Origin of the sequence: Streptomyces sp. NBC_00289, assembly GCF_041435115.1 — a bacterium.
Classification (GTDB): domain Bacteria; phylum Actinomycetota; class Actinomycetes; order Streptomycetales; family Streptomycetaceae; genus Streptomyces.
In genome coordinates this window covers 9,820,714-9,842,400 of the sequence record NZ_CP108046.1, presented here as the reverse complement: position 1 = coordinate 9,842,400, position 21,687 = coordinate 9,820,714, and the positions used below count along the sequence as shown (strand labels likewise).

General features: G+C 67.4%; 22 protein-coding genes and 4 pseudogenes. 16 read left to right on the top strand and 10 right to left on the bottom strand.

Features of this window, described 5'->3' with window-relative positions; all coding sequences use genetic code 11:
- Positions 1–54: 54 nt before the first annotated feature.
- Positions 55–513 (top strand): hypothetical protein, encoded by a 459-nt coding sequence (locus OG985_RS44590; RefSeq protein WP_371674109.1) that lies wholly within the window; start codon positions 55–57, stop codon positions 511–513.
- Between the two features lie 1,004 nt (positions 514–1,517).
- Here OG985_RS44590 and OG985_RS44585 read toward each other — a convergent pair.
- Positions 1,518–2,624 (bottom strand): hypothetical protein, encoded by a 1,107-nt coding sequence (locus OG985_RS44585; protein ID WP_371674108.1) that lies wholly within the window; start codon positions 2,622–2,624, stop codon positions 1,518–1,520.
- A 564-nt stretch (positions 2,625–3,188) separates the two neighbouring features.
- Between OG985_RS44585 and OG985_RS44580 the strand changes: the two genes are divergently transcribed.
- Positions 3,189–4,004 (top strand): alpha/beta fold hydrolase, encoded by an 816-nt coding sequence (locus OG985_RS44580; protein ID WP_371674107.1) that lies wholly within the window; start codon positions 3,189–3,191, stop codon positions 4,002–4,004.
- 638 nt (positions 4,005–4,642) lie between these two features.
- Here the strand turns inward: OG985_RS44580 and OG985_RS44575 are convergent.
- Both OG985_RS44575 and OG985_RS44570 read right to left on the bottom strand, forming a co-directional pair.
- Positions 4,643–5,179: a dihydrofolate reductase family protein gene (locus tag OG985_RS44575; RefSeq protein ID WP_371674106.1), complete on the bottom strand. Its 537-nt coding sequence runs from the start codon at positions 5,177–5,179 to the stop codon at positions 4,643–4,645.
- A gap of 231 nt (positions 5,180–5,410) precedes the next feature.
- A pseudogene (locus tag OG985_RS44570) lies at positions 5,411–5,665 on the bottom strand (transposase); the annotation flags it as partial.
- Positions 5,666–6,061: 396 nt separating this feature from the next.
- On the opposite strand from OG985_RS44570, the gene OG985_RS44565 reads away from it, so the two are divergent.
- Complete coding sequence (locus OG985_RS44565) at positions 6,062–6,862, top strand: maleylpyruvate isomerase family mycothiol-dependent enzyme (protein WP_371674105.1); 801 nt, start codon at positions 6,062–6,064, stop codon at positions 6,860–6,862.
- A gap of 722 nt (positions 6,863–7,584) precedes the next feature.
- On the opposite strand, the gene OG985_RS44560 is transcribed toward OG985_RS44565, so the two are convergent.
- From OG985_RS44560 to OG985_RS44545, 4 genes are read right to left on the bottom strand one after another with little or no spacing between them, the layout of a single operon-like run.
- Positions 7,585–7,764 (bottom strand): DUF397 domain-containing protein, encoded by a 180-nt coding sequence (locus tag OG985_RS44560; RefSeq protein WP_371674104.1) that lies wholly within the window; start codon positions 7,762–7,764, stop codon positions 7,585–7,587.
- Positions 7,765–7,777: 13 nt separating this feature from the next.
- Positions 7,778–8,632, bottom strand: a complete 855-nt coding sequence (locus tag OG985_RS44555) for a helix-turn-helix domain-containing protein (protein ID WP_371674103.1) — start codon at positions 8,630–8,632, stop codon at positions 7,778–7,780.
- Between the two features lie 7 nt (positions 8,633–8,639).
- The gene (locus OG985_RS44550) at positions 8,640–9,164 is read right to left on the bottom strand and encodes a DUF6879 family protein (RefSeq protein WP_371674102.1); all 525 of its coding nucleotides are present in this window, start codon (positions 9,162–9,164) and stop codon (positions 8,640–8,642) included.
- A complete protein-coding gene (locus OG985_RS44545; protein WP_371674101.1) occupies positions 9,142–9,543 on the bottom strand; it encodes a hypothetical protein in 402 nt (133 codons plus the stop codon). Before OG985_RS44545 ends, OG985_RS44550 begins: the two co-directional genes overlap by 23 nt.
- A 358-nt stretch (positions 9,544–9,901) precedes the next feature.
- On the opposite strand from OG985_RS44545, the gene OG985_RS44540 reads away from it, so the two are divergent.
- From OG985_RS44540 to tgmC, 6 genes are all read left to right on the top strand, one after another.
- The gene (locus OG985_RS44540) at positions 9,902–10,381 is read left to right on the top strand and encodes an ATP-binding protein (protein WP_371674100.1); all 480 of its coding nucleotides are present in this window, start codon (positions 9,902–9,904) and stop codon (positions 10,379–10,381) included.
- Positions 10,378–10,653: a hypothetical protein gene (locus tag OG985_RS44535; protein ID WP_371674099.1), complete on the top strand. Its 276-nt coding sequence runs from the start codon at positions 10,378–10,380 to the stop codon at positions 10,651–10,653. Before OG985_RS44540 ends, OG985_RS44535 begins: the two co-directional genes overlap by 4 nt.
- A gap of 194 nt (positions 10,654–10,847) precedes the next feature.
- Positions 10,848–11,543: a hypothetical protein gene (locus OG985_RS44530; protein ID WP_371674098.1), complete on the top strand. Its 696-nt coding sequence runs from the start codon at positions 10,848–10,850 to the stop codon at positions 11,541–11,543.
- 256 nt (positions 11,544–11,799) lie between these two features.
- Positions 11,800–12,090, top strand: a complete 291-nt coding sequence (gene tgmA / locus OG985_RS44525; protein WP_371674097.1) for a putative ATP-grasp-modified RiPP — start codon at positions 11,800–11,802, stop codon at positions 12,088–12,090.
- On the top strand, positions 12,087–13,034 hold the full coding sequence (gene tgmB / locus OG985_RS44520) for an ATP-grasp ribosomal peptide maturase (RefSeq protein WP_371674096.1): 948 nt from the start codon (positions 12,087–12,089) through the stop codon (positions 13,032–13,034). Before tgmA ends, tgmB begins: the two co-directional genes overlap by 4 nt.
- On the top strand, positions 13,031–14,146 hold the full coding sequence (gene tgmC / locus OG985_RS44515; protein ID WP_371674095.1) for an ATP-grasp peptide maturase system methyltransferase: 1,116 nt from the start codon (positions 13,031–13,033) through the stop codon (positions 14,144–14,146). The genes tgmB and tgmC overlap by 4 nt, the downstream gene beginning before the upstream one ends.
- A 332-nt stretch (positions 14,147–14,478) precedes the next feature.
- On the opposite strand, the pseudogene OG985_RS44510 reads toward tgmC, so the two are convergent.
- Positions 14,479–15,042 (bottom strand): annotated as a pseudogene (locus tag OG985_RS44510) (DNA glycosylase AlkZ-like family protein); the annotation flags it as partial.
- Positions 15,043–15,097: 55 nt separating this feature from the next.
- On the opposite strand from OG985_RS44510, the gene OG985_RS44505 reads away from it, so the two are divergent.
- Positions 15,098–15,463, top strand: a complete 366-nt coding sequence (locus tag OG985_RS44505; RefSeq protein ID WP_371674094.1) for a hypothetical protein — start codon at positions 15,098–15,100, stop codon at positions 15,461–15,463.
- Positions 15,464–15,794: 331 nt separating this feature from the next.
- Here the strand turns inward: OG985_RS44505 and OG985_RS44500 are convergent.
- Positions 15,795–16,097, bottom strand: a pseudogene (locus tag OG985_RS44500) (transposase); the annotation flags it as partial.
- Positions 16,098–16,490: 393 nt separating this feature from the next.
- On the opposite strand from OG985_RS44500, the gene OG985_RS44495 reads away from it, so the two are divergent.
- On the top strand, positions 16,491–16,748 hold the full coding sequence (locus tag OG985_RS44495) for a DUF6234 family protein (protein ID WP_371674093.1): 258 nt from the start codon (positions 16,491–16,493) through the stop codon (positions 16,746–16,748).
- A 243-nt stretch (positions 16,749–16,991) separates the two neighbouring features.
- Positions 16,992–17,384: a glyoxalase gene (locus tag OG985_RS44490; RefSeq protein WP_371674091.1), complete on the top strand. Its 393-nt coding sequence runs from the start codon at positions 16,992–16,994 to the stop codon at positions 17,382–17,384.
- Positions 17,385–17,436: 52 nt separating this feature from the next.
- Here OG985_RS44490 and OG985_RS44485 read toward each other — a convergent pair.
- Positions 17,437–17,546 (bottom strand): annotated as a pseudogene (locus OG985_RS44485) (IS5/IS1182 family transposase); the annotation flags it as partial.
- 326 nt (positions 17,547–17,872) lie between these two features.
- On the opposite strand from OG985_RS44485, the gene OG985_RS44480 reads away from it, so the two are divergent.
- From OG985_RS44480 to OG985_RS44465, 4 genes are all read left to right on the top strand, one after another.
- Complete coding sequence (locus OG985_RS44480; protein WP_371674090.1) at positions 17,873–18,409, top strand: winged helix-turn-helix domain-containing protein; 537 nt, start codon at positions 17,873–17,875, stop codon at positions 18,407–18,409.
- Positions 18,313–18,924, top strand: coding sequence for an IS630 family transposase (locus OG985_RS44475; RefSeq protein WP_371674089.1), 612 nt, complete (start codon positions 18,313–18,315; stop codon positions 18,922–18,924). Before OG985_RS44480 ends, OG985_RS44475 begins: the two co-directional genes overlap by 97 nt.
- 113 nt (positions 18,925–19,037) lie before the next feature.
- Positions 19,038–19,358 (top strand): hypothetical protein, encoded by a 321-nt coding sequence (locus OG985_RS44470; RefSeq protein WP_371674088.1) that lies wholly within the window; start codon positions 19,038–19,040, stop codon positions 19,356–19,358.
- Positions 19,359–19,444: 86 nt separating this feature from the next.
- A complete protein-coding gene (locus OG985_RS44465) occupies positions 19,445–21,595 on the top strand; it encodes an MMPL family transporter (RefSeq protein ID WP_371674087.1) in 2,151 nt (716 codons plus the stop codon).
- Positions 21,596–21,687: the final 92 nt, after the last annotated feature.

The following is a 21,687-nucleotide window of genomic DNA, read 5'->3' as shown; positions in this document are numbered from 1 at the left end:
CACGGGCCAGCGGCCTCAGCCCTGCCCTCGCGTTCGCACACCTACAATCGCCCCGTGAGCTACGACATCTACTTCTTGAACCGACGCGACGGGCAGTCCTGGGAGGAGGTCCTGGAGGCGATGGAGGACGCAGCCGAGGACAGCGAGCCGATTCCCACCCACCTCCTCGAAGCTTGGGACCGAATAGTGCCGCAGGCTCGGACCGCGCTGGGCGAAGTAGAGATCACGGAGTACGAGCAGGAATCGCGGGACCTGAGCCACTCGGGCACCGGTATCGACCTGTCCGTCTTCGGTGACGAGGTGAGCCTCACTGTGCCCTACTGGCATGCGGGGGATGACGCTGCAGTCGTGCTCGGGCAGGTCTTCGCCCTGGCGGCCATCGTTGAGAAGGAGACTGGGCTGACTGCCTACGATCCCCAGACAGAACGTCCGCTGGTGGAGACGCCACCGGAAGGTTCGATTGGGTTGATGTCGCGGATCACCGAGGATTTGCGCAGCCGCTACGGCAATTGAGCACCGGGCACCGGCGGAGCCGGCCAGGTTCCGAGCCGTCTGCTCGCCACGTGCCACAGACGTGCCAGATACAAGGGTCAGCCACGGTCAACGGGGGTGTCCCGCTGTCGAGTTCTCGGTGACCTGACCAGATATCGAAGCTCCAGGTCAGCACCCTCACTCCCCCGCCGCTCTCCTAAAGCGGTCGTCCGCACCTGCGGGTGAGATCATTCGAGGATGACAGGCGCGCAACTACCCCCAGGCTGGACCCTCCAGCGGATCCGCGACGTATCCGGGGACCAGGAGGCTGTCGCGCTGGATCCAAACCGGAAGGTGCAGTGGGTAGCCGGCACCGGAGCCCCCGAAGTGCTGCACCCAGCGATCATTCTCGGGTTCCACAGTCTGTGTCTCGTGAAGTCTGTCCAAGACGACGACTGGTACATGGGCAGCCTGTACGACTACGGCAGCGTCGACTGTTGGTCAGCCTACGGCGACCTATACCAGGCACTACGCGCTCTGTAGCCGCATGCGGGCTCGGCGAACCGGCGCCACCACTCGCTACGTCCGATCCCACTGTGCCTTCATCCCGACGATCGACCGGCGGAGCCTCTGCGGAGCACCAGCCCTCACGGACATGGCCTGGTATCTCAACGCACTGGTGCCGCCCCTGCTTGCCCTGGGGCTGGCCGGCTACCAAGCGAGAGACCTTGCCGACTGAGACTCGTTCATCAGCAGCTCTCGGCCGACATCCGGGCAACACGCGCATACGGAAAAACCCTCGCCGCCTGCACAGCCGGTATCCCTCACAGCCACGCGATCACGGAAACTGAGCCAGAGCCCAAGATGGGGTTCTGGCTCGACTTCGTGCAGTGGCCACGAAGAGTCAGATCCTGGGTGCCAGTCGAGACCGGTTTGGAGCGAGCACATCCGGCCAAGAGCGAGGCGACTTCAGCATCGTTCATGCCGAGAACATAGCCCGCCCCACCGACGCTTCACCAAGCCGGTGAACCTACGCGGTCACAGCACTAGAAGAGGCCGGCCGGGGTGCCCTGCGTGAGGTTCTCGAGGATCGTGCGCAGCCACGGGCTGCGCACGGCCGGCAGCCGGACCACGGTGTGCTGGAACGTTCCACGGTCGGCCCGGAACAGGTAGTTGGGGAGCAGCGGGAGCGGGTCGTCGCGCAGTACGTCGTGGGGTATGCGGCCCGATGAGGGAACCGGCAGGTACGGCTGGGGAGAGACCAGCCGCAGCCACACCCCCAGCGGCAGGGGCACCAGGTACGGCGACGCAGTCGGGCCGACGGGGGTCCAGGTCTGGCCTGTCTGGGGATGGACCGGTACGAGGATGATGTCGATGCCCGCGTCAGGGCAGGGCCGTCCCGGTCCAGCCAGGACGGCGCGCCGCTTGGGGGGACCCGCCGGCAGCAGGGCGTCGAGCGCACGCTGGAACACGTCCGCGGTCAGACCGCCCGGGACCTTCACCGGCTGCCCCTGGGAGGCAGCCAGCAGGTGGGCGAGCGCCTGGCCGGCTGCCGCCTCCCACTGCGGGCTCCACGACCAGTAGTGGTTCGACCCCAACCGTCCGCCCCACGTGGCAATCGGCCCGAACGGGGGCGTTTTTTCCCCCTTCTGTGCCAGCTCCGCCCAGGACAGGGGCGCAGCGTGGACACCGTCAACCGGGACGCGGTGCACGGCCTCCGAGCTGAGCCGCACTGCCTGCCACAGCGAGCAGTCGTCGACCCTGGTTGCCACGGGCAGGTCGCATGCCTCGCAGGCCATGTTGGGCCCATCGGCTCCGTCGAGGCCGCAGCAGGCACCGCCGCGCTTCTCAGGAATCAGCCGGGTTCCACGGATATCACCGGGCGCGATGACACTCGCCCCGGGCGTGCCGTCGGACAGGGCGTACACCGGCGCGTAGATGCCGCGCGCCTGCGCCTCGCCCGGACCGATCTCGTCCCCCATCCGCCACGGCCCTCCCCACGGGTCCGGATCCACGGCAAACGTCCCGGACTCCATGAGCACCGGAAGCTGGACCCCGTTCCCGTACTTCTGACGAGCATGGACCGGCAGTGAGACCCGGGACAGCGGGATGGTCAACTCCGCGCCGCATCCCGCACACACGAAAACGAACAAATGCCCCCCGCCTGGGAAACAGCCGCATCATCGCAGCTCGCCGACAGCCGGCCAACACGTTTTCCCATCCCTTGCCGGAACAGCCCCTGCCACCACCGCGGAGTACCAATACAGCGCGGACACGAGCCAGCCGCCACCTCTGACCACGGCAGGCGACACACCCAGTGCTCGAACTCCCGGCATGCCGTGACGCCCCCGGAAATGGAGAACATCTGCCGCCCCTTCCCGGGCTGTGGCTCAACTTCCGTGGCGCTGTTCCGTGCGCGCTCGTGTCCGCGCTCGACCAAACCGTTGACCTGGCCGTCCCCGCGTTCGCAGGCTTGATACACCGAGCGTCGGAGCGTCACCACAAAAACTCGATCCAAAACCCCTTCCCGTGAACGACACCAGATGTGCTTGGCGTCTTCAGCGGACGGGTCCGGGTGGGGCCCAGTTGCCGGGTGCCGAGGGCGCAGTGGGCACGCCCGGCACGGTCGCGTGGGGGATACCGGATGGGCTCGGCAACACGCCGCGCTCGGAGCATGGTCGTTGCCCGGACCGGGCGGGGGTCTCAGGCTGTGGCCCATGAGCAGGGAAAGCGCGTACGCGGGCTGGGATGTCCGCAAGGCCGGCCCGGATGATGCTGAGCACAGACTGCTGATGCTCCCGGGCGGAATGTGCACGACAGAGTTCTACGCGGACGTGATGGCCGAACCGGCGCTGGCGGAAGCTGGGCTCGGCATGGTGGCGGCGACGCTACCGGGATTCGGTGGCACACCGCCGCCCACGGATATGACGATCGAGAACTACGCCAGGACGATGGCGGAGTTCGCCGCCGAGACGGGCTGTGACGTGCTGGTGGGACACAGCCTGGGAGCGAACGTGGCGCTCGAAATGGTGGCGGCCGGCATGTTCCCGGGACCCGTCGTGCTGCTGTCACCGACGTTCTCCCGTGAAGACGAAGCGATGTTTCTGGGGCTGATGGACCGGCTGGGCCGGGTGCCCGGCGTGGGGAGCCTGGCATGGACGGTGATGATGAAAGCACTGCCGAGGGCGATGAGGAGCCAGCTGCCGCCGGGACGAGCAGAGGTGCTGGCGGCGGACATGGGCAAAAACGATCCACAGCTCTGCCGCCAGATCGTCCGGCGCTACTACGAGTACCTGGACCGGCATGGATCGCTGGTCGCCCGGCTGTGCCAGTCAGGAGCGCCGGCCTGGGTCGTGCGAGGAGACCGGGACGAGATCGGGCTCACCCAGCAGGAGCATCAAGGGCTGCGGGCCTGCCCCCGGGTAACGATGGTTACCGTGCCGGACGCCGGACACGCAGCACTGGTGCAACAACCCCAGCAGATCGCCGAAGTCATCACCGAAGCAGCCGCGACAGGCACCGGGCGACGGTAACCGCCCGACGACCGGGAAAGCCGCACGTGAGCGACTCGGCCCGATCCGAAACAGTCCCGGCAGACCACACCGATGGAGATGACCAGCAGCATCCCGACGCATGGGACCCGACCGACCGGGGAAACCGGCTGTCCGCCCGTCCCCATCGACCTGGCAGCCGCAGTTCACCGTTGGGGATGTGACCAGATCCATTGAGTGGCTGTTGTCGTATTGAAGTGGAGGGGTCTGCGTCGAACGGGAGTCTCGATCGGGTGACCGCGGCTGGTCACAGGCATGAAGACAGAGCCTCTTGGTAGCTCGGGGTTGCATAGCCAACCGAGATCCAGGAGACCCTGTTGCCGCCGTTATACGTGTTCGCATCGGTGGAGTTCAATGCGGCTGCACCGTCGTGTGATGGTGTCGCTCACCGGTCAGGGAATGCGGCCGATCACCCGGAACATGTTCGGCGGTATCCCTCGGACATGACGGACACGGAGTGGTCCTCGACCGCCCGCCCGTACGCGTCGATCGTGTTGGAAGCCCGACCGACATTCGCCATGAACTGCAGCCACCGTCGGGCCAGTTGATGTTCAGCGAGAGTGGGGAACTTGCCCCACGGGATGGGGCCCATGACAGCAGGCTAGTAGTTGCGACCGTGCCTACTTGCGCACGTGGAAGCGCAGCATGGTGACCCCGCCCGACTGGACGTTGCTGAACGGTTCCAGGTCGATCCGGTCGAGGCCCGGCGGCGCGAAGCGGACTCCGTCGCCGAGCAGCACCGGCAGCACGTACACCAGGATCTCGTCGACGAGGCCGCGCTGCAGGCACTGGGCGGCCACATCGGCGCCGAGGATCTCCAGGTTCTTGTCGCCGGCGGCGCGGCGTGCCGTGGCCACGGCTTCCTCGATGTCGCAGGTGAGGAAGGTGACGTTGAGGTCCGGCTCGTCGGGCGGGCGGTGAGTGAGGACGAACTGCGCCCCGCCGTCGTAGTCGGTGTTCTCGTCGGACATGCGCTTGCCGACCTCGTACGTGCCCCGGCCGATGAGCATGGCGCCCGTGGCCGCCATGACCTCCGGGAACGTCACCGACGTCATGTGATCGAAGATCCAGTCCATCGTGTGGCCGGGACCGGCGATGAACCCATCGAGGGACATCACCCTGTTTACGACCACTTTGCCGGTGCTCGCATCCGTCATGCGTCTTCTCCAAGCAGGTGGAGGGCCGGGATCGCATCATAGGCCGGTGCAACATCTTCTCCCGCGGTAGCCACGACCTGGACCTGTCCCATGGCGCCACCGCGGTGTTCATCGACGTGCTGATGCTGGCCGTGTCCGATCTCGCCTCCCAGGACTGGGAGTTCCGCTTCGCGGCGCTGCTGACCCTGCAGGACCAGAACGTCATGGGGTGCGGTGCCGTCGGGTTCGACCGTGCAGGTGCGGCCACACGCCAGCCTCGGTCCAGTCCCGCAGTCGACGCCAGGCCGTCACTCCGGAGCAGCTCCCCGTCTCCGCCGGGACATCACGCCACGCGACACCGGTCCACAGCACGTACATCACACCAGCCAGTGCCACTCTGTTCGGAACGCGTATCCGGCCGGGGTGGCGATGGCGCCGTTCGGGTGCAGGCGGCAGAAGCGGAGCTACCCGCTTCCTCAAGTCGTCAGGGACAAGATCAGAACGCACGCGAGACACCCTGACAACCAAGATCGTCGAGCCCAAGACCCGCAACCCATTCTGAAACGATCAGTAAGACTCCACCGACCGCGATCGCATGCGCGGCATGCATGATGGCGCAGTGCATCAGCTCCAGCCCCCTCCGCAGCTCAGTGGTACTCGTGAAACGGGGCTCGCTCGCAAGGGAGTCGGCGACGGCACGGTGTCAGCCCGAGCCGCGCGAGGGGTGCCCTACTGTCTCCGTCCCGAACTGCCCTGGCAGCCGCACGGGTTGGTCGTGCCCCGGCCAGGGCGCGGCCCAGACCGTGATGCACGAACCCGCTCCCCACCAGTCCGCAGTGACCAACCGGCGGCGACTGTGAAAAACGCTGTCCGATCACCGGAGCACGGTGATAGACATCCGGCGTGCAAAAGAATCTTGAGTTCCCTGACCTGTTGCGACTGATCGATGAACGGTCGACCGCCTTCCGCGCCGTGGTCGCCGCCGCGCCCGGTCTCGACGCGCAGGTGCCGACCTGCCCCGGGTGGACGCTGTTCGATCTGGGGAAGCATCTGGGTGGGGGAGACCGTTTCTGGGCCGCCATCGTCGGCGCGGGGTCTGCCGACGCTCCCCCGGCCGAGGCCGTCGCCGCGCGCGCCGCGCTGGAAGTGCCGCGGGAGCGTGAGGCCCTGCTGGCCTGGCTGGACGCGTCGACGCAGCTTCTGCTGGGCGCCCTGCGCGCGGCGGGACCGGAGAGCGGTTGCTGGACGTGGTGGCCTGCGTCGCAGTCACCGCAGACCGCTGGCGGTATCGCCCGGCACCGGGTCCAGGAGACCGCGGTGCACACGTACGACGCCCAGCTCGCCGGGGGCGCCTCGCAGCCGCTGCCGGTCGAGGTGGCACTCGACGGTGTGGAGGAGTTCCTGTTCACCGTCTGCGCAACGCCGAGTGCCTGGCCGCACAAGCCGACGGCCTTCGACTTCCACGCCGCCGAGGGCCGCTCCTGGCGCCTCACCGTCGACGGCGACGGCGCACGCTCCACCCGCATCCCCGCGCCCACCGCCGCGACCGGCGAAGACTCGGACGCAGCCGGCGCCTCCGTCCACGGCACGGCCAGTGAGCTGGTCCTCTACTTGTACGACCGGATCCAGGCCGACTCCTTGCACGTTGACGGAGACGCAGGGCTGCTCGACCTGCTCCGCGCCTGGGAGCCGGAGGAGAAGTAGGACGTAGCGGGGGCGGTTGGCCGCGCCTCGAGCCGGCAGGACACGACTCTTCGCCAGGCAAGCCGACCGTCTACCTGCTCAGAGCTCGAACTCACGACCTCCGCACGATCAGAGACGAGTACATCGACAGCCGGGCAACCGCCGACCGCCTCGCTCTCCGTATTTGAGCGAGCCGGCGGTTGTGCGTCGCACGCCTGGCCGCACTCCTGGTCCCACGAACCCGCCAGATGATCATTTGTCAGGTAGGCCATAGGTAGCTGCTCTCCCCAACCCGCTCCGCATCACTGCCGGCATCCCGACGGTGATGCGGGACTCGGCGACCAGCCACCGCTCACCGGAGACGATGGGCGCGAGCGCGTATGCACTTCGCGCCTCCGTCATTGCGCCTGCGAGATGGGCGGCTGTGCGCTTGGCATTGGGGATCTCACGGACCGCCGCCTAGACCAGGCGGTGTACGGCTGATACGAGCACCGCGTGGCGGCGCGCTGCCTGTTCAATGAGCCCGGTGCTCCGCGGCGGCGTGGAGTGCGGCCTGCCGCTCCCCCTCGAGGACGGCTTCCGGGGTGCGGCGTACCGGGGCACCGTCGGGCGTGCGGTTTGATCTGCACCTCGACCGCGTCGACGGCCGAGGCCGGCCACCGGTACTGCGGCGGCCGGTCGCTCGCCAGGGCCCGCTTGACGGTGTTCTTCGAGATGCCCAGGTGTCCGGTCGGGGGTGGACTCTATCGGCTCTTGGCATGCTGCACGAAGGCAAGCCAGGCAGCAGGTGTGAAGGAGACGATGGCACGGTTGCGGTCTTTGGTGTCGCGCACCATGACGGTGTGCGGGTTGCTGTCGGCGACCTCCACACAGGAGTCTTGTGAGGTGTAGGTGCTGGTGCGCCAGTTGAGCTGCTCGGGCAAGGCAGTGGTTCTCCTAGTCTGTCGGCATTCGGTCGAAGTGCTGGATTGCAGTGAAGATGAGGTCCCGGACGGCTGTGCCGTAGACAGCTGACCGTTGCAGCAGGGCGAACGCCTTGGCATACAGCTCGATTTCGCGGGGCTGGGAGACGGACAGCTCCGCGGAATATGTTTCGACGAGGACGAGTTTGTCGTCGAACATCGAGAAGGAGTTGCCTGGCCAGATTGCTGCTGGTGCGGAGCGGGGGACGATGCCGAGGCTGAGTCTGGGCAGACGCATCACTGCCAGGAGGCGGTCGAGCTGGCCCTTCATCACGTCTGTGCCGCCGAAGTTGGTGTAGAGGGCTTGTTCGCCGAGCAGGACGTTGAAGATCCGCTCGCCCTGGTAGAGGTACTGCTGACGTTCCAGCCGTTTGCCGACGGCTGCTTCGGAGTCGTCGGGGATCTCGTAGTAGTTGACAACCTGTTCGAAGACTTTGGCGGCGTACTCGGTTGTCTGGAGGGTTCCCCAGATGACGGTGGGGTGCCAGATGCGGAAGACTTTGGTTTTCGCGTAGACGGGGATGGCTTTGTGCTGTCTGCTTTCGGCGCCGGCCTGGAGTTGGCGGCGCCATTCGAGCCAGAGTTCGTCTACGTGGCGGACGATGGCGATCAGGTCGCCGATCTGCTCTGCCTGGCCGGTGATCTGGCACCAGGTGCGCAGGTCGTCCTCGCTCGGGCGTTGTTTGCCGTGCTCGATGCGGGAGATCTTCGATTCGTGCCATGCGGTGGCGTGGGCGAAGGCCCGGCCGCTTGGGAAACCAGCGTCCTTGCGGAAGCTGCGCAGCCGGGCGCCGAGCGCCTGCAGTGCCTCATCTGTCTGGGTGGTCACGGATGGTTCAGAGTGTGTACTCGGCGTGGGGGATGGCGAGATGCCAGAGCTGGTCGCGCAGGCGGACGCATGCGGTGACGATGTCAGGGGCTTCCATGATCTGAGATCCGAGGACTCGGCCGTCCGGGTCGAAGTGGCCCACTGCCAGGAGGCGGTCGTCGAACAGCCACCAGTCCCTGCCGGCGAAAGGGAAGCTCAGGCCGTCGGGCAGGAGGCGGCGGGGCAGCCAGCGGATGTCCTCACCGGCCTCCTGGTTCAGCGGCGTGACGGTGTGCTCCCACTGGAGGTAGGGGGTTGCCGGCTCGGTGACGACCCTCACGCGGCGGACGGTCATGCCGCGTGAGGTGGCCTGGTACACGAGCCGGGTCCACGGAGCGAGGAAGGCGGTGTCGGTGGTTGCGCCTGTCAGCCAGTTCTGGAACGGGCCGTTCTCCTCGGGGACGGAGTAGTCGTCGCGCAGTTCCAGGTGGAACGCGTCGTGCTGGAAGCGCTCGAAGAGCTGGTTGCGCTCAGCGCCCGAGAGCAGCTCCATATGATTCCTCCAGCACTGCGGTGAGGACCTCCTTCGGTACCTCGACGCAGGTCTCATAGTGCGGGATCGACATCTGGGAAAGGGCTTCGGGGTCGGTCACTGCCTCGCCCTGGACGACGCAGGTGCCCTGCGGCGTGATGATCATGATCGGGGACTGGACGCGGTCCACCTCCCAGGCCGGCAGGCCGTCCTCCCGCAGGTGCTCGAACAGCTCGGTCGGCACCTCCACCGCGGTCTCCCCGTCGGGTACGTCGAGTTGCGTCAACAGTTCGTTCGCGAACAGCTGCCATCCCTGGACGATGTAGCTGTCCCGGTCGGTCGCATACAGCGTCGGGCAGTCGCCGCCCGTGGAGTTGGTGCCAAGGAACCGTAACTTCATGGCCGGTCTCCTGTCATCGACCTTGCGCAAGTTTGCGTGACACCTCGATGGTCCACCGGCCATAAGTGCCCGTCAACTTGCTTGCTGCAAACTCGCGCAAGCTCCTTGGGAGTTGAGCGGCTGCCACTCTACGGTCGTCGTCAGTCACCGGGGCAACCGCAGCTCCCCCACGAGGCCGGCCCTCATCCCGGTGACGTCGAGACGTGCCCGGCCCTGTCTCCCCCGTCAGGGCCGGGCACCACAGGCAGGAGGACGCACCGTGACCGCGACCGACGTACCGTCCCCGCGACAGTGGCCCACCCGGGCAGGTGCTGCACCGACTGCCCCGCCGGGCTCGCGCATCCATGCGACAGACGTCGTGACCACTGCGTCGACACCGCCCCTCCCCTTGCGCCCGCGCCAGAACGGCACGGTGATGAACGAGCGGTTCAAGATCGTCGCCAGCCGAGGTCAGACTCCGCCCAGTGCAGAGGACGCGCTGCGGGTCGGGGCCATGCGCCGGATCGCTGCCGCACGGCTGAGGCACTGCGGCCTGGAAGCAATGACCGCCGACGTGATGCTGATCGTCTCCGAACTGGTCACCAACGCGCTCGTGCACAGCGGGACGACGGAGATCCACCTGAAGCTGGCCGTCGGAAACGGCATCCTGCACATCACCGTCCACGACGGGATGCCGGCCTGCATCCCGCACGCGCCGGCCGACGAGGACGCCGAGTCCGGGCGGGGCCTTGCGCTGGTCGCCGCACTGGCCAAGGAGAACGGCGGCACCTTCGGGATCAACAACGACGGTGCCGCCGCCTGGTGCCGCCTCACCATCCCGCCCACGGAGGGCACATGACCTCTCCAACCGCCGCCCCCGGCCCGCCCGGCCGGTTCCGAACCCTGGACGCCGCCCTTGGGCGACGAGGCGCCTCGGCTACATTCCGGCGCAGGAAGCCGCTGAATGCAGACGCTCTCCTCGAGGACGCCTGCCAGGTCCCAGACGAGGCAGCACCACCCCGGACGGCCTCGGCACACTCGCCTCCCGGCAGCGCGGCCATCCCCATCCGGCTCGCCGAGACCGGCGCGGCCGCGCCCAAGCCGCCCAGCACGGCGAGCGGACAGCCCTGATGAGGCGAGCCGCAAGGTGCGCTCACAGGAGATACCGGACGGGGGCAGGCAGTCGGGCACGTACGCCGGACGGCCTGGACGGTCAACGAGGTCGCCGAGCACCTCGCCTGCTCTCAACTGCCTGCAGAAAGCGGGGTGCTCGTCCCCCCGCTCCCCCTTCTGTCCATCCCCGACAACCCAGGAAGCAGCGTTCCGTGCCCACCCCGGCTGTTTACGGCCTCGTCCCGTTCATCACCCAGCACGAAGGCGAGGACGCGGCCCCCGACAACCTCATCCTCCTCCCCCACCCCGGCGGCCGCCTCCGCCTGCACTACGCCGACGAAGACCCCCGCGACCGCGACCTACGCGGCGTCCTACGGGCACGCTGCTCCTTCAACCCTCTCGATGCGCAGGGCCAGCCAGCCGGCCGGCCGCAGTGGAAACTCGTGCACCCCTACCGGCAGATGATGACCATGCAGGCCCTGCGCTGCCAGATCTGCACCGCCCCCGCCCGCACCCCTCTCGGACTCGTGTTCCTCGCCGGGCCCCACGACCACACTCCCAACGCGGCGCAGGTGCTGACCAACCAGCCGCCCGTCTGCGCCCGCCATGTGCGCACCGCCGCCCGGCTTTGCCCGCACCTGGACGGTAGCCCGACCATGTTTTTGGCGCAGAGCGCGCCACTGTACGGAGCCACCGGCACCCTCTACGGACTCGGCGCCCACGGTGTCCAGCCCGTGGCGCAGCCCGAAGCGCCCCCGCCCTACGGGCATCCCGGCATGACCTGCTTCCTCGCCTCGCAGCAGATCCGCCGCCTCAGCGCCTTCCGCATCCTGGCCCTCGACGAACTCCTCCACCAGCTCCGCACACACCTCATGAGCCCCTGCCCGAAAGCCCGCACGCCCCCGTAGCCGGGCTTTCGGGCAGGCCCCCCGCCCGGCGCGGGAGGACCCCGCCCCGGCCGCCTCCCCCGACGGCCGGCCATCCTTCCCGCGCCGGGCACCCAACTCACCGCACCGCACGTCGACTTCTCGACCCGCAACCCAGCAATAAGCCGTCGAGTGACGAGGGGAGTTCTTGCTCGTTCGCGGATCTTCGGCTCCGGGTCCGACAGATCCGCAGTCCCGCCAGGCCGGCGGGACTGCCGACAATTCGAAGGACGATGCCATGTTCGTGCATTCCGACCGTCTGCCCACAGACACAGCCGTCCCGCAGGGAGCGCTCACCCCGCTGCCCTGGGGGATCGGCCGGATGGCGCCGTATCCCACGGCAGCCCCGTACGCCGCCACGCGTCTGGATCCGCTCACGCAGACCGCCGTGTTCCTCGACGTCGACGGCCAGGTGATGGACATGCCCGGCCACGGTACGAGCACGGGCACCAGCCCAGCCACCGGTACCAGCCCGGACGGCAACGGCAGCACCCAGGACAGCGACACGGGCAGCGACAGCGACCAGTGACAGACTCCCGCCCGGTGCTGGTCGTCACCAGCCTCCACGACCCCACCGCCGACGTGGTGATCGGCGAGCTCAACGAGCGGGACGTCCCCGTCCTACGGTTCGACTCAGGCGACTTCCCCGCCTCCCTGTCCGTTCAGGCCGAGATCACCCAGGACGGGCTACGAGGCCATGTGCGTACCGCGTCCCGCACGGCAGAGCTGGACCAGGTCCGTGCGGTGTACTACCGCAGGCCGACCGGGTTCGCCTTCCCCCACCTCGCCGATCAGGACGCGCGGTTCGCCGTCACACAGGCACGGTATGGCCTGGGCGGGGTCCTGGCGTCGCTGCCCGGCTACCTCTACGTCAACCACCCGCACCGCATCGGAGACGCCGAATTCAAGCCGTCCGGTCTGGCCGCCGCAGTCCAGGCCGGCTTCCTGGTCCCGCCCACTCTCATCACCTCCCGCCCTGAGGCCGCCAGGGCATTCGTCGAACGGTACGAGCACGTCATCTACAAACCGCTGCACAACCCGGTCTACCGCCTCGACGGCGTCGCGTCCGTGGTCGAAATCGCCGAGGTGGCCGCTGAAGACATTGACGACGGTGTCGCGGGCACCGCGCACCTGTTCCAGGTCCGCGTGGCCAAGACGGCCGACGTACGGGTCACCGTCATCGGCTCCCGCATCTACTGCGTGCGGATCGACTCCGACCTCCTGGACTGGCGCAGCGACTACACACGGCTGCGCTACACCCCCATAACGCCACCGGCCGCTATCGAGTCAGCGCTCCACAACTATGTGAATCACTTCGGGCTCGTCTTTGGGGCTTTCGACTTCTGCATCAGCCAGGACGGCAGATGGTGGTTCTTGGAGTGCAACCCCTGCGGCCAGTGGTACTGGCTGGAACCCGAAACCGGTCTGCCGATGTGCGCAGCCCTGGCCGACCTTTTGGAGAGACGAACGTGAGCGACGAAGAACGACTGCACCAGCAGCTCATCGACCGCCTGACGGCCGACGGTTACCCGCGCACGGCCGCATGGCGTCATGCCGCACGCACGGTGCGCCGGCACGAGTTCCTGCGCGGCGGATACTTCCGCCGCGTGCCCGGCGCACCGTCGGCGTGGGCTCCCGTCCTGGAAGGCGAGGAGGGCTGGCTGGAGGGCTGCTACACCGACGAGTCCCTGGTCACGCAGATCGCCGGCACCATCGTGCCCGCCGATGTCCGCGGGCACATCATGCGCGAGCCCACATCCTCCAGCACACTGCCCTCCCTCGTGCTGCGCATGCTGGAGGATCTCCACGTTCAACCGGACGATAGGGTGCTGGAGATCGGAACCGGCACCGGCTACTCGACCGCGCTGCTGTGCACGCGTCTGGGCGCACAGCACCTCACCTCGGTCGAGTACGACCACGATGTCGCCGCGCGGGCACACACCGCCCTTGCCGGGTTGGGGATGCATCCCGCCCTCGTCACCGGTGACGGCCTCCTCGGCCACCCCGAGGGCGCACCCTACGACAGGATCATCGCCACCTGCGCCGTCCGCACCATCCCGGCAACCTGGTTGGAACAGACCCGGCCCGGCGGACTGATCCTGGCCACCATCAGCGGCTGGCTCGGCTCCTCCGAACTGGCCTGCCTCACCGTCCACGAGGACGGCACCGCAACCGGAAAACTCCTGGGCGGACAGGTGGCCTTCATGCTCGCCCGCCCCCACCAGCCACCCCCAGCCGGTCTCCTGCCCGACCTCACCACCGGCCAGGAACACCAAACACCCCTCCCGCCCAAGATTCTCGACGACTGGACGGCCCGCTTCATCATCCAGCTCGCCCTCCCCCACACCCAACGCCTCACCCTGCACCACAACGGGCACACCGAAGACGTTCTGATCGACACCACCACCGGATCCTTCGCCGCCCTCCACGAAGAAAACGGCCACTGCATCATCCGCCAACACGGCACCCGCATGCTCTGGGACACCGCCGAGGACCACCTCGCCCGCTGGCACACCGCCGGCACCCCCACACTCCGCGAATCCACCCTCCACATCACCCCCCACAACCAAACCATCCACTGGTAGACGGCCAACCCCCACCGCGGGCGCGGAACTCCCATCCTGGGCACGGGCTCCCGTCACCGGCGGCCAGGGCCCTGGCCGCTTCCCACCCGGCACGACGTGCAACGACCAACGCGGGGTAGACCTCTCCTGCGCGCCTCCGGACCGAGGATCACATTCCCGCCCGGCCTGAAGACCGGGATCCCCTGCGAAGATCAAAGGATGGGAACCGCCCCGCACCCGGTGGCAGCAGTGATCGACTCACGCACACGGGGATTGTCACGAATCAGGTGTGATCTTCCCCGAAGGAGTCACCTGATGAGTACGACGACGGATCACCGGGAGTGGGGTGATCGTCAGTTTTTCGTGTCGAGTTGGATGTGCTCGATGTCGTTGTCCAGGAAGGTGGTCAGGTCCTGGGCTTCGGTGCAAACGGCTTCCTGTTCCAGGGCAGTGAGGGGGCGCAGGGAGCTGATGTGGAGTCGGTGGTTGCGGACGGTCCAGGTGGCGGTGACGCGTCCGTCAACAAGGACAGTGCGGTGGCCTGCGACGGACAGACCGAGGTGGGGGGCGTCGATGATGCGGCTACGGTCGTGGTAGCCGAGTATGGCGTTGTCGAAGGCCGGGAGGAACCGGACGGGGGCGGGGGTGTCGGCGTGGGGGCGGGGTGCGTCGGGCAGGTCGAGCAGTTCGCGGCCGCGTTTGTCACGGAAGACGACGAGTTCTTCTCGGGCGGCTTTGATGGCGGCGGGAAGGCCAGTGAGGCCGCACCAGGCACGGAGGTCCGTGCTGGCGGCGGGCCCGTACGCGGCGAGGTAGCGGTGCAGCAGTTGCTGTCCGACGGGATCACTGCCATCGGCGGGCAGGGGGGCGATGTCCCGTTCCAGCCAGGTACTCAACGGCAAGTTGCGAGATCCGGCTGCGCTCGATCGGGTTCGTAGTCCGCCAGAACTGACGACGAGAGAGGACACGCCAATGGGCGCTTACGTGTCGATCAGAGGGTGGCTGGAGTGCGACGAGACACAACTCGCCGCACTCCAAGAGATCATCTCCTCACACGAAGACAACCACTACACCAACGGATGGAGCTCACCCCGCCAGCACGTCAACTGGATCCACTACATCTTCTACGGCGCCGACATCCGCGAATCGGCCCTGGACTGGTTCACCGACCAGATCAGAGAGATCGCTCGGCTCCCCGCTTCCGACGACGACGGAGACCTCGTCCAGGGTCTGTTACTTGCCAGCCACGAAGCTGATGGGACGACCGAATGGCAGGTCCGCGAAGGCCAACTCTTCATCACACCAGCCGACATCAGACTCGGGTACCTCGACGAGTAGTCCCACTCATTCCGAGAGTTCCCATACCCGACTCCACCATTACGCATCGGTCAAGAGCGCCGCCGCGAGGCCATCGAATGAGTCACCGTTCTGCAGTTCGACCGGCACGGCAACCGGGTGTGGCGCAAGGTCAAGCGGCTCCTGGACTCGGAGCACGTTCGGCGCGAGATTGGCGAAGTCGCCACGGCGTACGGCATCTGCGTGGAGCCGTCGAACGTGGCCGCAGGCGGGCAGAGCTGCCCACTGCGGTTCCGCTGTCGGGGCTGCGAACACTTCAGCACGGACGTCTCCTATCTGCCAGATCTGGAGGCGTACCTCGCCGACCTTCTCCCGCCAGGACCAGGCGTCCGGCGGAGGCCCCGGGTTGCGGCAGCCCGGCCAGCACCTGCCGCAGTCGCGGCACCTCGACCTTCCCGCAGTTGAGCGCCTCATACATCGCGCCGTGCCCGCGCCGGTGTTCTGCCGTCAGTGTGAGGTCCACCGGCGTGGTCACCGGCCCGTCCGCACCCAACAGTGCATCGGTCAGCTCGAACAACGTGTCCCCGCGCGCGGTCAGGCAGTCGAGGAAGCCTTCGCGGAAGCGTGACGCCAGCGCGAACGGCTCCCGGCCGGCATCGTGATGCAGCAGACTCATTCCCCCACGGCCTTCGTACTGGTCAAGTGCCTCTTTGGTCGGAGCGCAGGATCAGACGGAGGCCGTGGTCACGTCCCCGGAGCCCTCGTACGAGCGCGTGTGTTCACTTTGCAGTTCGAGGCCAGGGGGAGGCCCGGCGGGGTGCTCAGCTCGGCCGCGCCTCGGTCTCGGCCTGGTGAACCGTGATGCAGCGCACGGCGTGACGTACGAGGGTGTGACCATGCCCTTCGAGCCGAGTTCGCGTATACCGCGCTTGCCGGGGAACGATTTCCGCCCTGGAAAGCCTTCAGAATCGCGAGGCGACGGGTTCGCGGGTGGCTGCATAAGCCTGATCGTGCTGCTCATTGAAATCCCGGTCGTCTTTCTGCTGGGGCTGACGTCGGTCATCCGTGGATGGGGCGGTGCGGACGAGCACACCGCGGCACCCCCGCGATCCTCTGGCTCGGCGGGTTCACACTGGGCGTGCTCGTGATCGCCGTTACCTTCCTGTACTCGGCACATCCGTTCGCAGGAGCGGTCCAACTGCTCGTGGCAGCCGTTGCACTGTTTTTCACGATCGCTGCTTGGCACGACCAGTACGAGCGTGCCCACCCACCTCCGCCACCCATGAGGGCCGGGATGCCGCCTTCGAACCACGTGACCGACCGGTAGGACCCACAACGGCGGACGCCGAAGCACAAAGCCACACAGGCGCAGCAACTGGGGCAGCCATGCACACTCAACCCCGCGAACTGCCGCGGTCAGCCAGCAGCGACCATAAGGAACGGGCTGAAAGTAGGTGTTTTTGCACGTCGTCCTCTCAACTTGCCGCGCCCTCTGCCGAGTCCGCGCCCTTGCCAGGACCGCTCAGCTCTCATTATCTTGACGTCGAGATTCCTTGGTGGAGGAGAAGTTGTGGCTCTGGGAACGCTCGGATACTCCTTGGACGGCCTGCATCACGTGCAGCTTGCGATCCCTCCAGGCGCTGAAACCGTCTGCCGCGAGTTCTGGGGAGACGTTCTCGGCATGACGGAGCTCGAGAAGCCGCCGGTGCTGGCGGCTCGTGGTGGGTGCTGGTTCCGAGGTGGTGGCCTGGAGGTCCACTTGGGGGTTGAAGAGGACTTCCGCCCGAACAGGAAGGCGCATCCGGGCATCCTTGTGACCTCGCTCCAGGCGCTCGCCAAGCGGTTGGAAGACAAAGGAGTGAGCGTCACCTGGGATGACAACTTTCCTGGCCACGATCGCTTCTATGCGTTCGACAAGCTGGGCAATCGGCTCGAGTTCCTCGAACCCGTCCGCGATTGCTGACGTCGCATGATCAGGGCGTCTCCTTCGTTCAGTGGCTGGTGCGGGCGCTTTTGCGGGTGAGGCGTCGGGTCATCATGGTGATGAGTGCCCAGTTCAGTGTGCTTCGGAGTGCTGGGGCAGCCGTTCGTAGTCGCGTGCGTTGCGGCGGGCGTTCGTGCACCAGCCAGATGGGTCGGCCGCGCGGTGAGGTGTCTGCCGTGGCAGGTCCTGTTCCGCGCGGCCTCCCGCCGAACCGGACGTGACGGTTTCCCCGTCATCCGCCTCTCCAGTGACTACAGTGTGAGCCGGTCAGAGTGCTCTCGCAGGACACACAACTCTGTTGCGGCGATTGCAATTCGCATACCTCCCGAGTCTGGTGTGTCCGAGTCACCTGGCCCCCTTCGCCCTGCGGACGGCTTTCCCGTCCTCCCTGGCCGGTCGTTAATCCGGCGACTACTGATCTTTGATGCTGCGTTTGATGATCTGGTCATGTTCGGCATACCGGGTGTATGGGGACTCGAACTCGCAGGCTGTTGAGCCCAGTTGAGCTGGAGCGGCGGCGCATGCAGGCGGCTGATTTATTCGAACAAGGGATGCGGCAGAGCAGGGTCGCGGAGGTGCTCGGGGTGACGCCGCAGGCGGTCAGCCTGTGGCGTCGGGCCTGGGCGGAGGGCGGCCGGGCGGCTCTGCTGTCCAAGGGGCCGGGCGGTAACTCGTATCTGAGCGCGGAGCAGGAGCGGGAGCTGGAGGGTCTTCTGCGGGCAGGGCCGACGGCGTACGGGTGGGAGGACCAGCGGTGGACGCTGGCCCGGGTCGGGGTGCTGATCGAGGAGCGGTTCGAGGTCAGGTACGAGATCTCCGGGGTGTGGCGGTTGCTGGATCGCCTGGGCTGGTCGTGGCAGGTGCCGAAGGTGCGGGCCGTGGAGCGCAATGAGGAGGCGATTGCCGCATGGCGCACGGAGACGTGGCCGGCGGCTTCCCATCCGCGCAGGTCACCGCCGTCGGCGGGTGGGTCTGCTTCGAGGACGAGGCCGGGGCCTGGCTGAACGGGCCGGTCCGCCGCACCTGGGGCAAGGCCGGGCAGACCCCGGTGCTGCGACTGTCCGGGAAACGCAACGACAAGATCAGCATGGTGGCATGGGCCTGCTTCAAGGACGGCGAGAAACCCCGGATGATCTATGCGGTCAAGCCGTCGGGCGGCTACACGAAGAAGGACTTCCCCCGCTTCCTCGCCATGCTGCACCGCCGCCTGGACGGCCCGGTCACCATCGTCTGGGACAACTACTCCAGCCACATCAGCAAGCACGTGAAACAGTACGCACAGCGGCAGGACTGGCTCACGATCATCCAAATGCCCTCCTACGCACCGGAGTTGAACCCCGTCGAGTTACTCTGGGCGCACGCCAAGGAGAAGATCGCGAACCGGGCGTTCCGTTCGATTGACGAGCTCCACCAGGCCACGAAGAACACCCTGCGCTACATCCAGCGTCACCCCGAACTCCTCATCGGATTCCTGGCCGGGACCGGCCTCGAACTCGCCCCACCCGCATCAAGCCCGTAATCAAAGATCAGTACTACCGGGCCTCCGTCGCCTAGAACTCGCGTCCCGTAGGCGATCCCACGTTCGTCTCTGCCTGTACGTTCTAGCGCGGGTTAGGCGTCCCACTCATCTCCTTGAATGCCCTCGCTGGCCTGAAGTTGACGCTGGAGCGGCCCGACCCGGACGTCGTCACCGCGGTGACCCGGTCGGCGGACCTGCTGCGTGAGGGTCGTGGGCTCCTGCTCGACCTCGTCGACCGCGCGGAGGTCCGCGACGCCGCGGCCGCGTGGACCGGACGGGTCAACACCGTCACCGCCCGCACGGACCGGGTGGATGTCGACGCGTTGCTCATCCGGCCCGACGGCTGTGTCGCCTGGGCCTTGCCGACCGGGCAGGACCTCGACGGCACCACGCTGGTGCGTGCGCTGGGCACCTGGTTCGGCCAACCGGCCTGAGCACCGCTTTAACAGTCGTCTCAGGTTCGCTCCGTAAGAAGTAGGCATCCAGATAAGCGATGCAACCCGTATGTAGGAGGCTAGTGATGGCAGTCAACGCAGCGCCGTCCGGGGAAGCGCCGGCCGGTCGGTTGGCAGGCCGGTGGGTGCCATGGTTGGTGATTGGCTTGTGGCTGGTGCTGGCGGCGGGCATGGTGCCGCTGAGCGGAAAGTTGAGCTCGGTCACCACCGACAGCGCCGTGGACACCCTGCCGGCCAGTGCCGAGTCCACCAAGGTGGCGGTGCTGGACGACAGTCTCCCCGGCGGTGACAACAACACGTTCGTCTTCGTGTACCACCGCGCCGGCGACATGACCGACGCCGACCGCGCGACGGTCGAGCGCCACTACAACACCCTTGCCAAGCGGTACCCGCCGAAGGGGAAGGCGGCGGCCGGCGAGGACGACGAGGGCTCACCGACGAGCCCCTCCACCGACCGCAAGGCGATGATGTTCACCCTCGATGTGAGCACGGACTACGGCGCACCGGAGGACATTGTCGGCCTGTTGCGTGACGCCGCGAAGGACCGCCCCTCCGGCCTGGAACTCGACGTGACCGGACCGGGCGCGATCGACGGCGACATGGAGGCCGTCTTCGACGGCATCGACGTGCAGGTCCTCCTCACCACCATCGTCGTCGTCACGCTCCTGCTCATCCTCACCTACCGCAGCCCGGTGTTGTGGATCATCCCGCTGATGGCCGTGGGCGCGGCCGCACTGACCGCGATGGCGACCGTCTACCTGCTCGTCAAGGGCTTCGGCATCGTGGTCAACGACCAGAACTCGGCGCTGCTGACGATCCTGGTATTCGGCGTCGGCACGGACTACGCGCTGTTGCTCATCGCTCGATATCGGGAGGCACTGCACCACCATGAGAACGTCCGGGTCGCGATGGTCCACGCGCTACGCGGCGCGGCGCCGGCCATCGTCGCGTCCGCGGCCACCGTGGTCGCCGGCCTGCTCTGCCTGCTCGTCGCGGACCTGAACAGCACCAGCGGGCTGGGCCCGATCGGTGCGGCCGGCATCCTGTGCGCGCTGGTGGCCATGCTGACGCTGTTCCCGGCGGTGCTCGTGGTGCTCGGCAGGCGGATCTTCTGGCCGGCCATCCCCCGGTTCAGCACGGCCGTGGAGGAGAAGCCGGGGCTGTGGGGACGGCTCGGCACCGCCATCAGCCGCCGCCGGTGGCTGGCGACACTCGGCTCGCTCGGAGTCCTCGGCGTGCTCGCCCTCGGGCTGGCGGGCAACACCGGCGCCCTGCGGGAGCAGGACCAGTTCCTGTCCGCGCCGGAGTCGGTCACCGGCTTCACCGTTCTCCGCCAGCACTTCCCGGAGCTCGGCGGCCAGCCGATGACGATCTTCACGCGGCCGGCGCACCAGGAGCGGGTGCTCGACATCGTCAAGGACACTCGCGGTGTGGCCCTGGCCATCCCGGAGCAGACCAGCGGTGGCTGGGCCAACATCTCCGTGTTCCCGAAGGACGCGCCGGACACCGCCGCAGAGTACGACACGATCAAGCGGGTGCGCACCGCCGTGCACGCGGTGAGCGGGGCGGAGGCGATCGTCGGCGGGCCGAGTGCGGAGAACCTCGACACCGAGGTGACCACCAAGCGCGACGAGAAGCTGGTGATCCCGCTGGTGCTCGCCGTCGTCCTGATCGTCCTCGGGCTGCTGCTGCGCGCGATCCTCGCCCCGCTGGTCCTGATGGCCACCGTGATCGTCTCATTCGCCGCAGCCTTCGGCGGCAGCGTGTTCGTCTTCGACACGATCCTCGGGTTCAAGGGCATCGACTATTCGGTGCCGCTGCTGGCATTCCTGTTCCTGGTGGCGCTCGGCGTCGACTACAACATCTTCCTGACCAGCCGGGCCCGGGAGGAGACCGTGCGTCTCGGCACCAGAGAGGGCATGCTCAAAGCCCTCTCCGCCACCGGTGGCGTCATCACCTCGGCAGGCCTGGTCCTGGCGGCCACGTTCGCGGTCCTCGCCACACTTCCGCTGGTGATGCTGATCGAGGTCGGGTTCCTGGTCGCCTTCGGCGTGCTGCTCGACGCCCTGCTGGTGCGGTCGGTCCTGGTGCCCGCCCTCACCCTGCTGATCGGCCGGCGGATCTGGTGGCCGAGCCGGCTGTCCCGTCCAGCGGCGGAGCTGCCGGACGGTCAACAGCCGCTCGCCGACGACGAGGAGCCCGCGCTGCAACGGTGAGCGCGGCGGCACGGACGAGATCCGGGACGGGCCCCCAGGCCCGTCCCGGATCTTTTTCATGGACCCGACGGTCGCCGCCCTTTGGCCCTGCG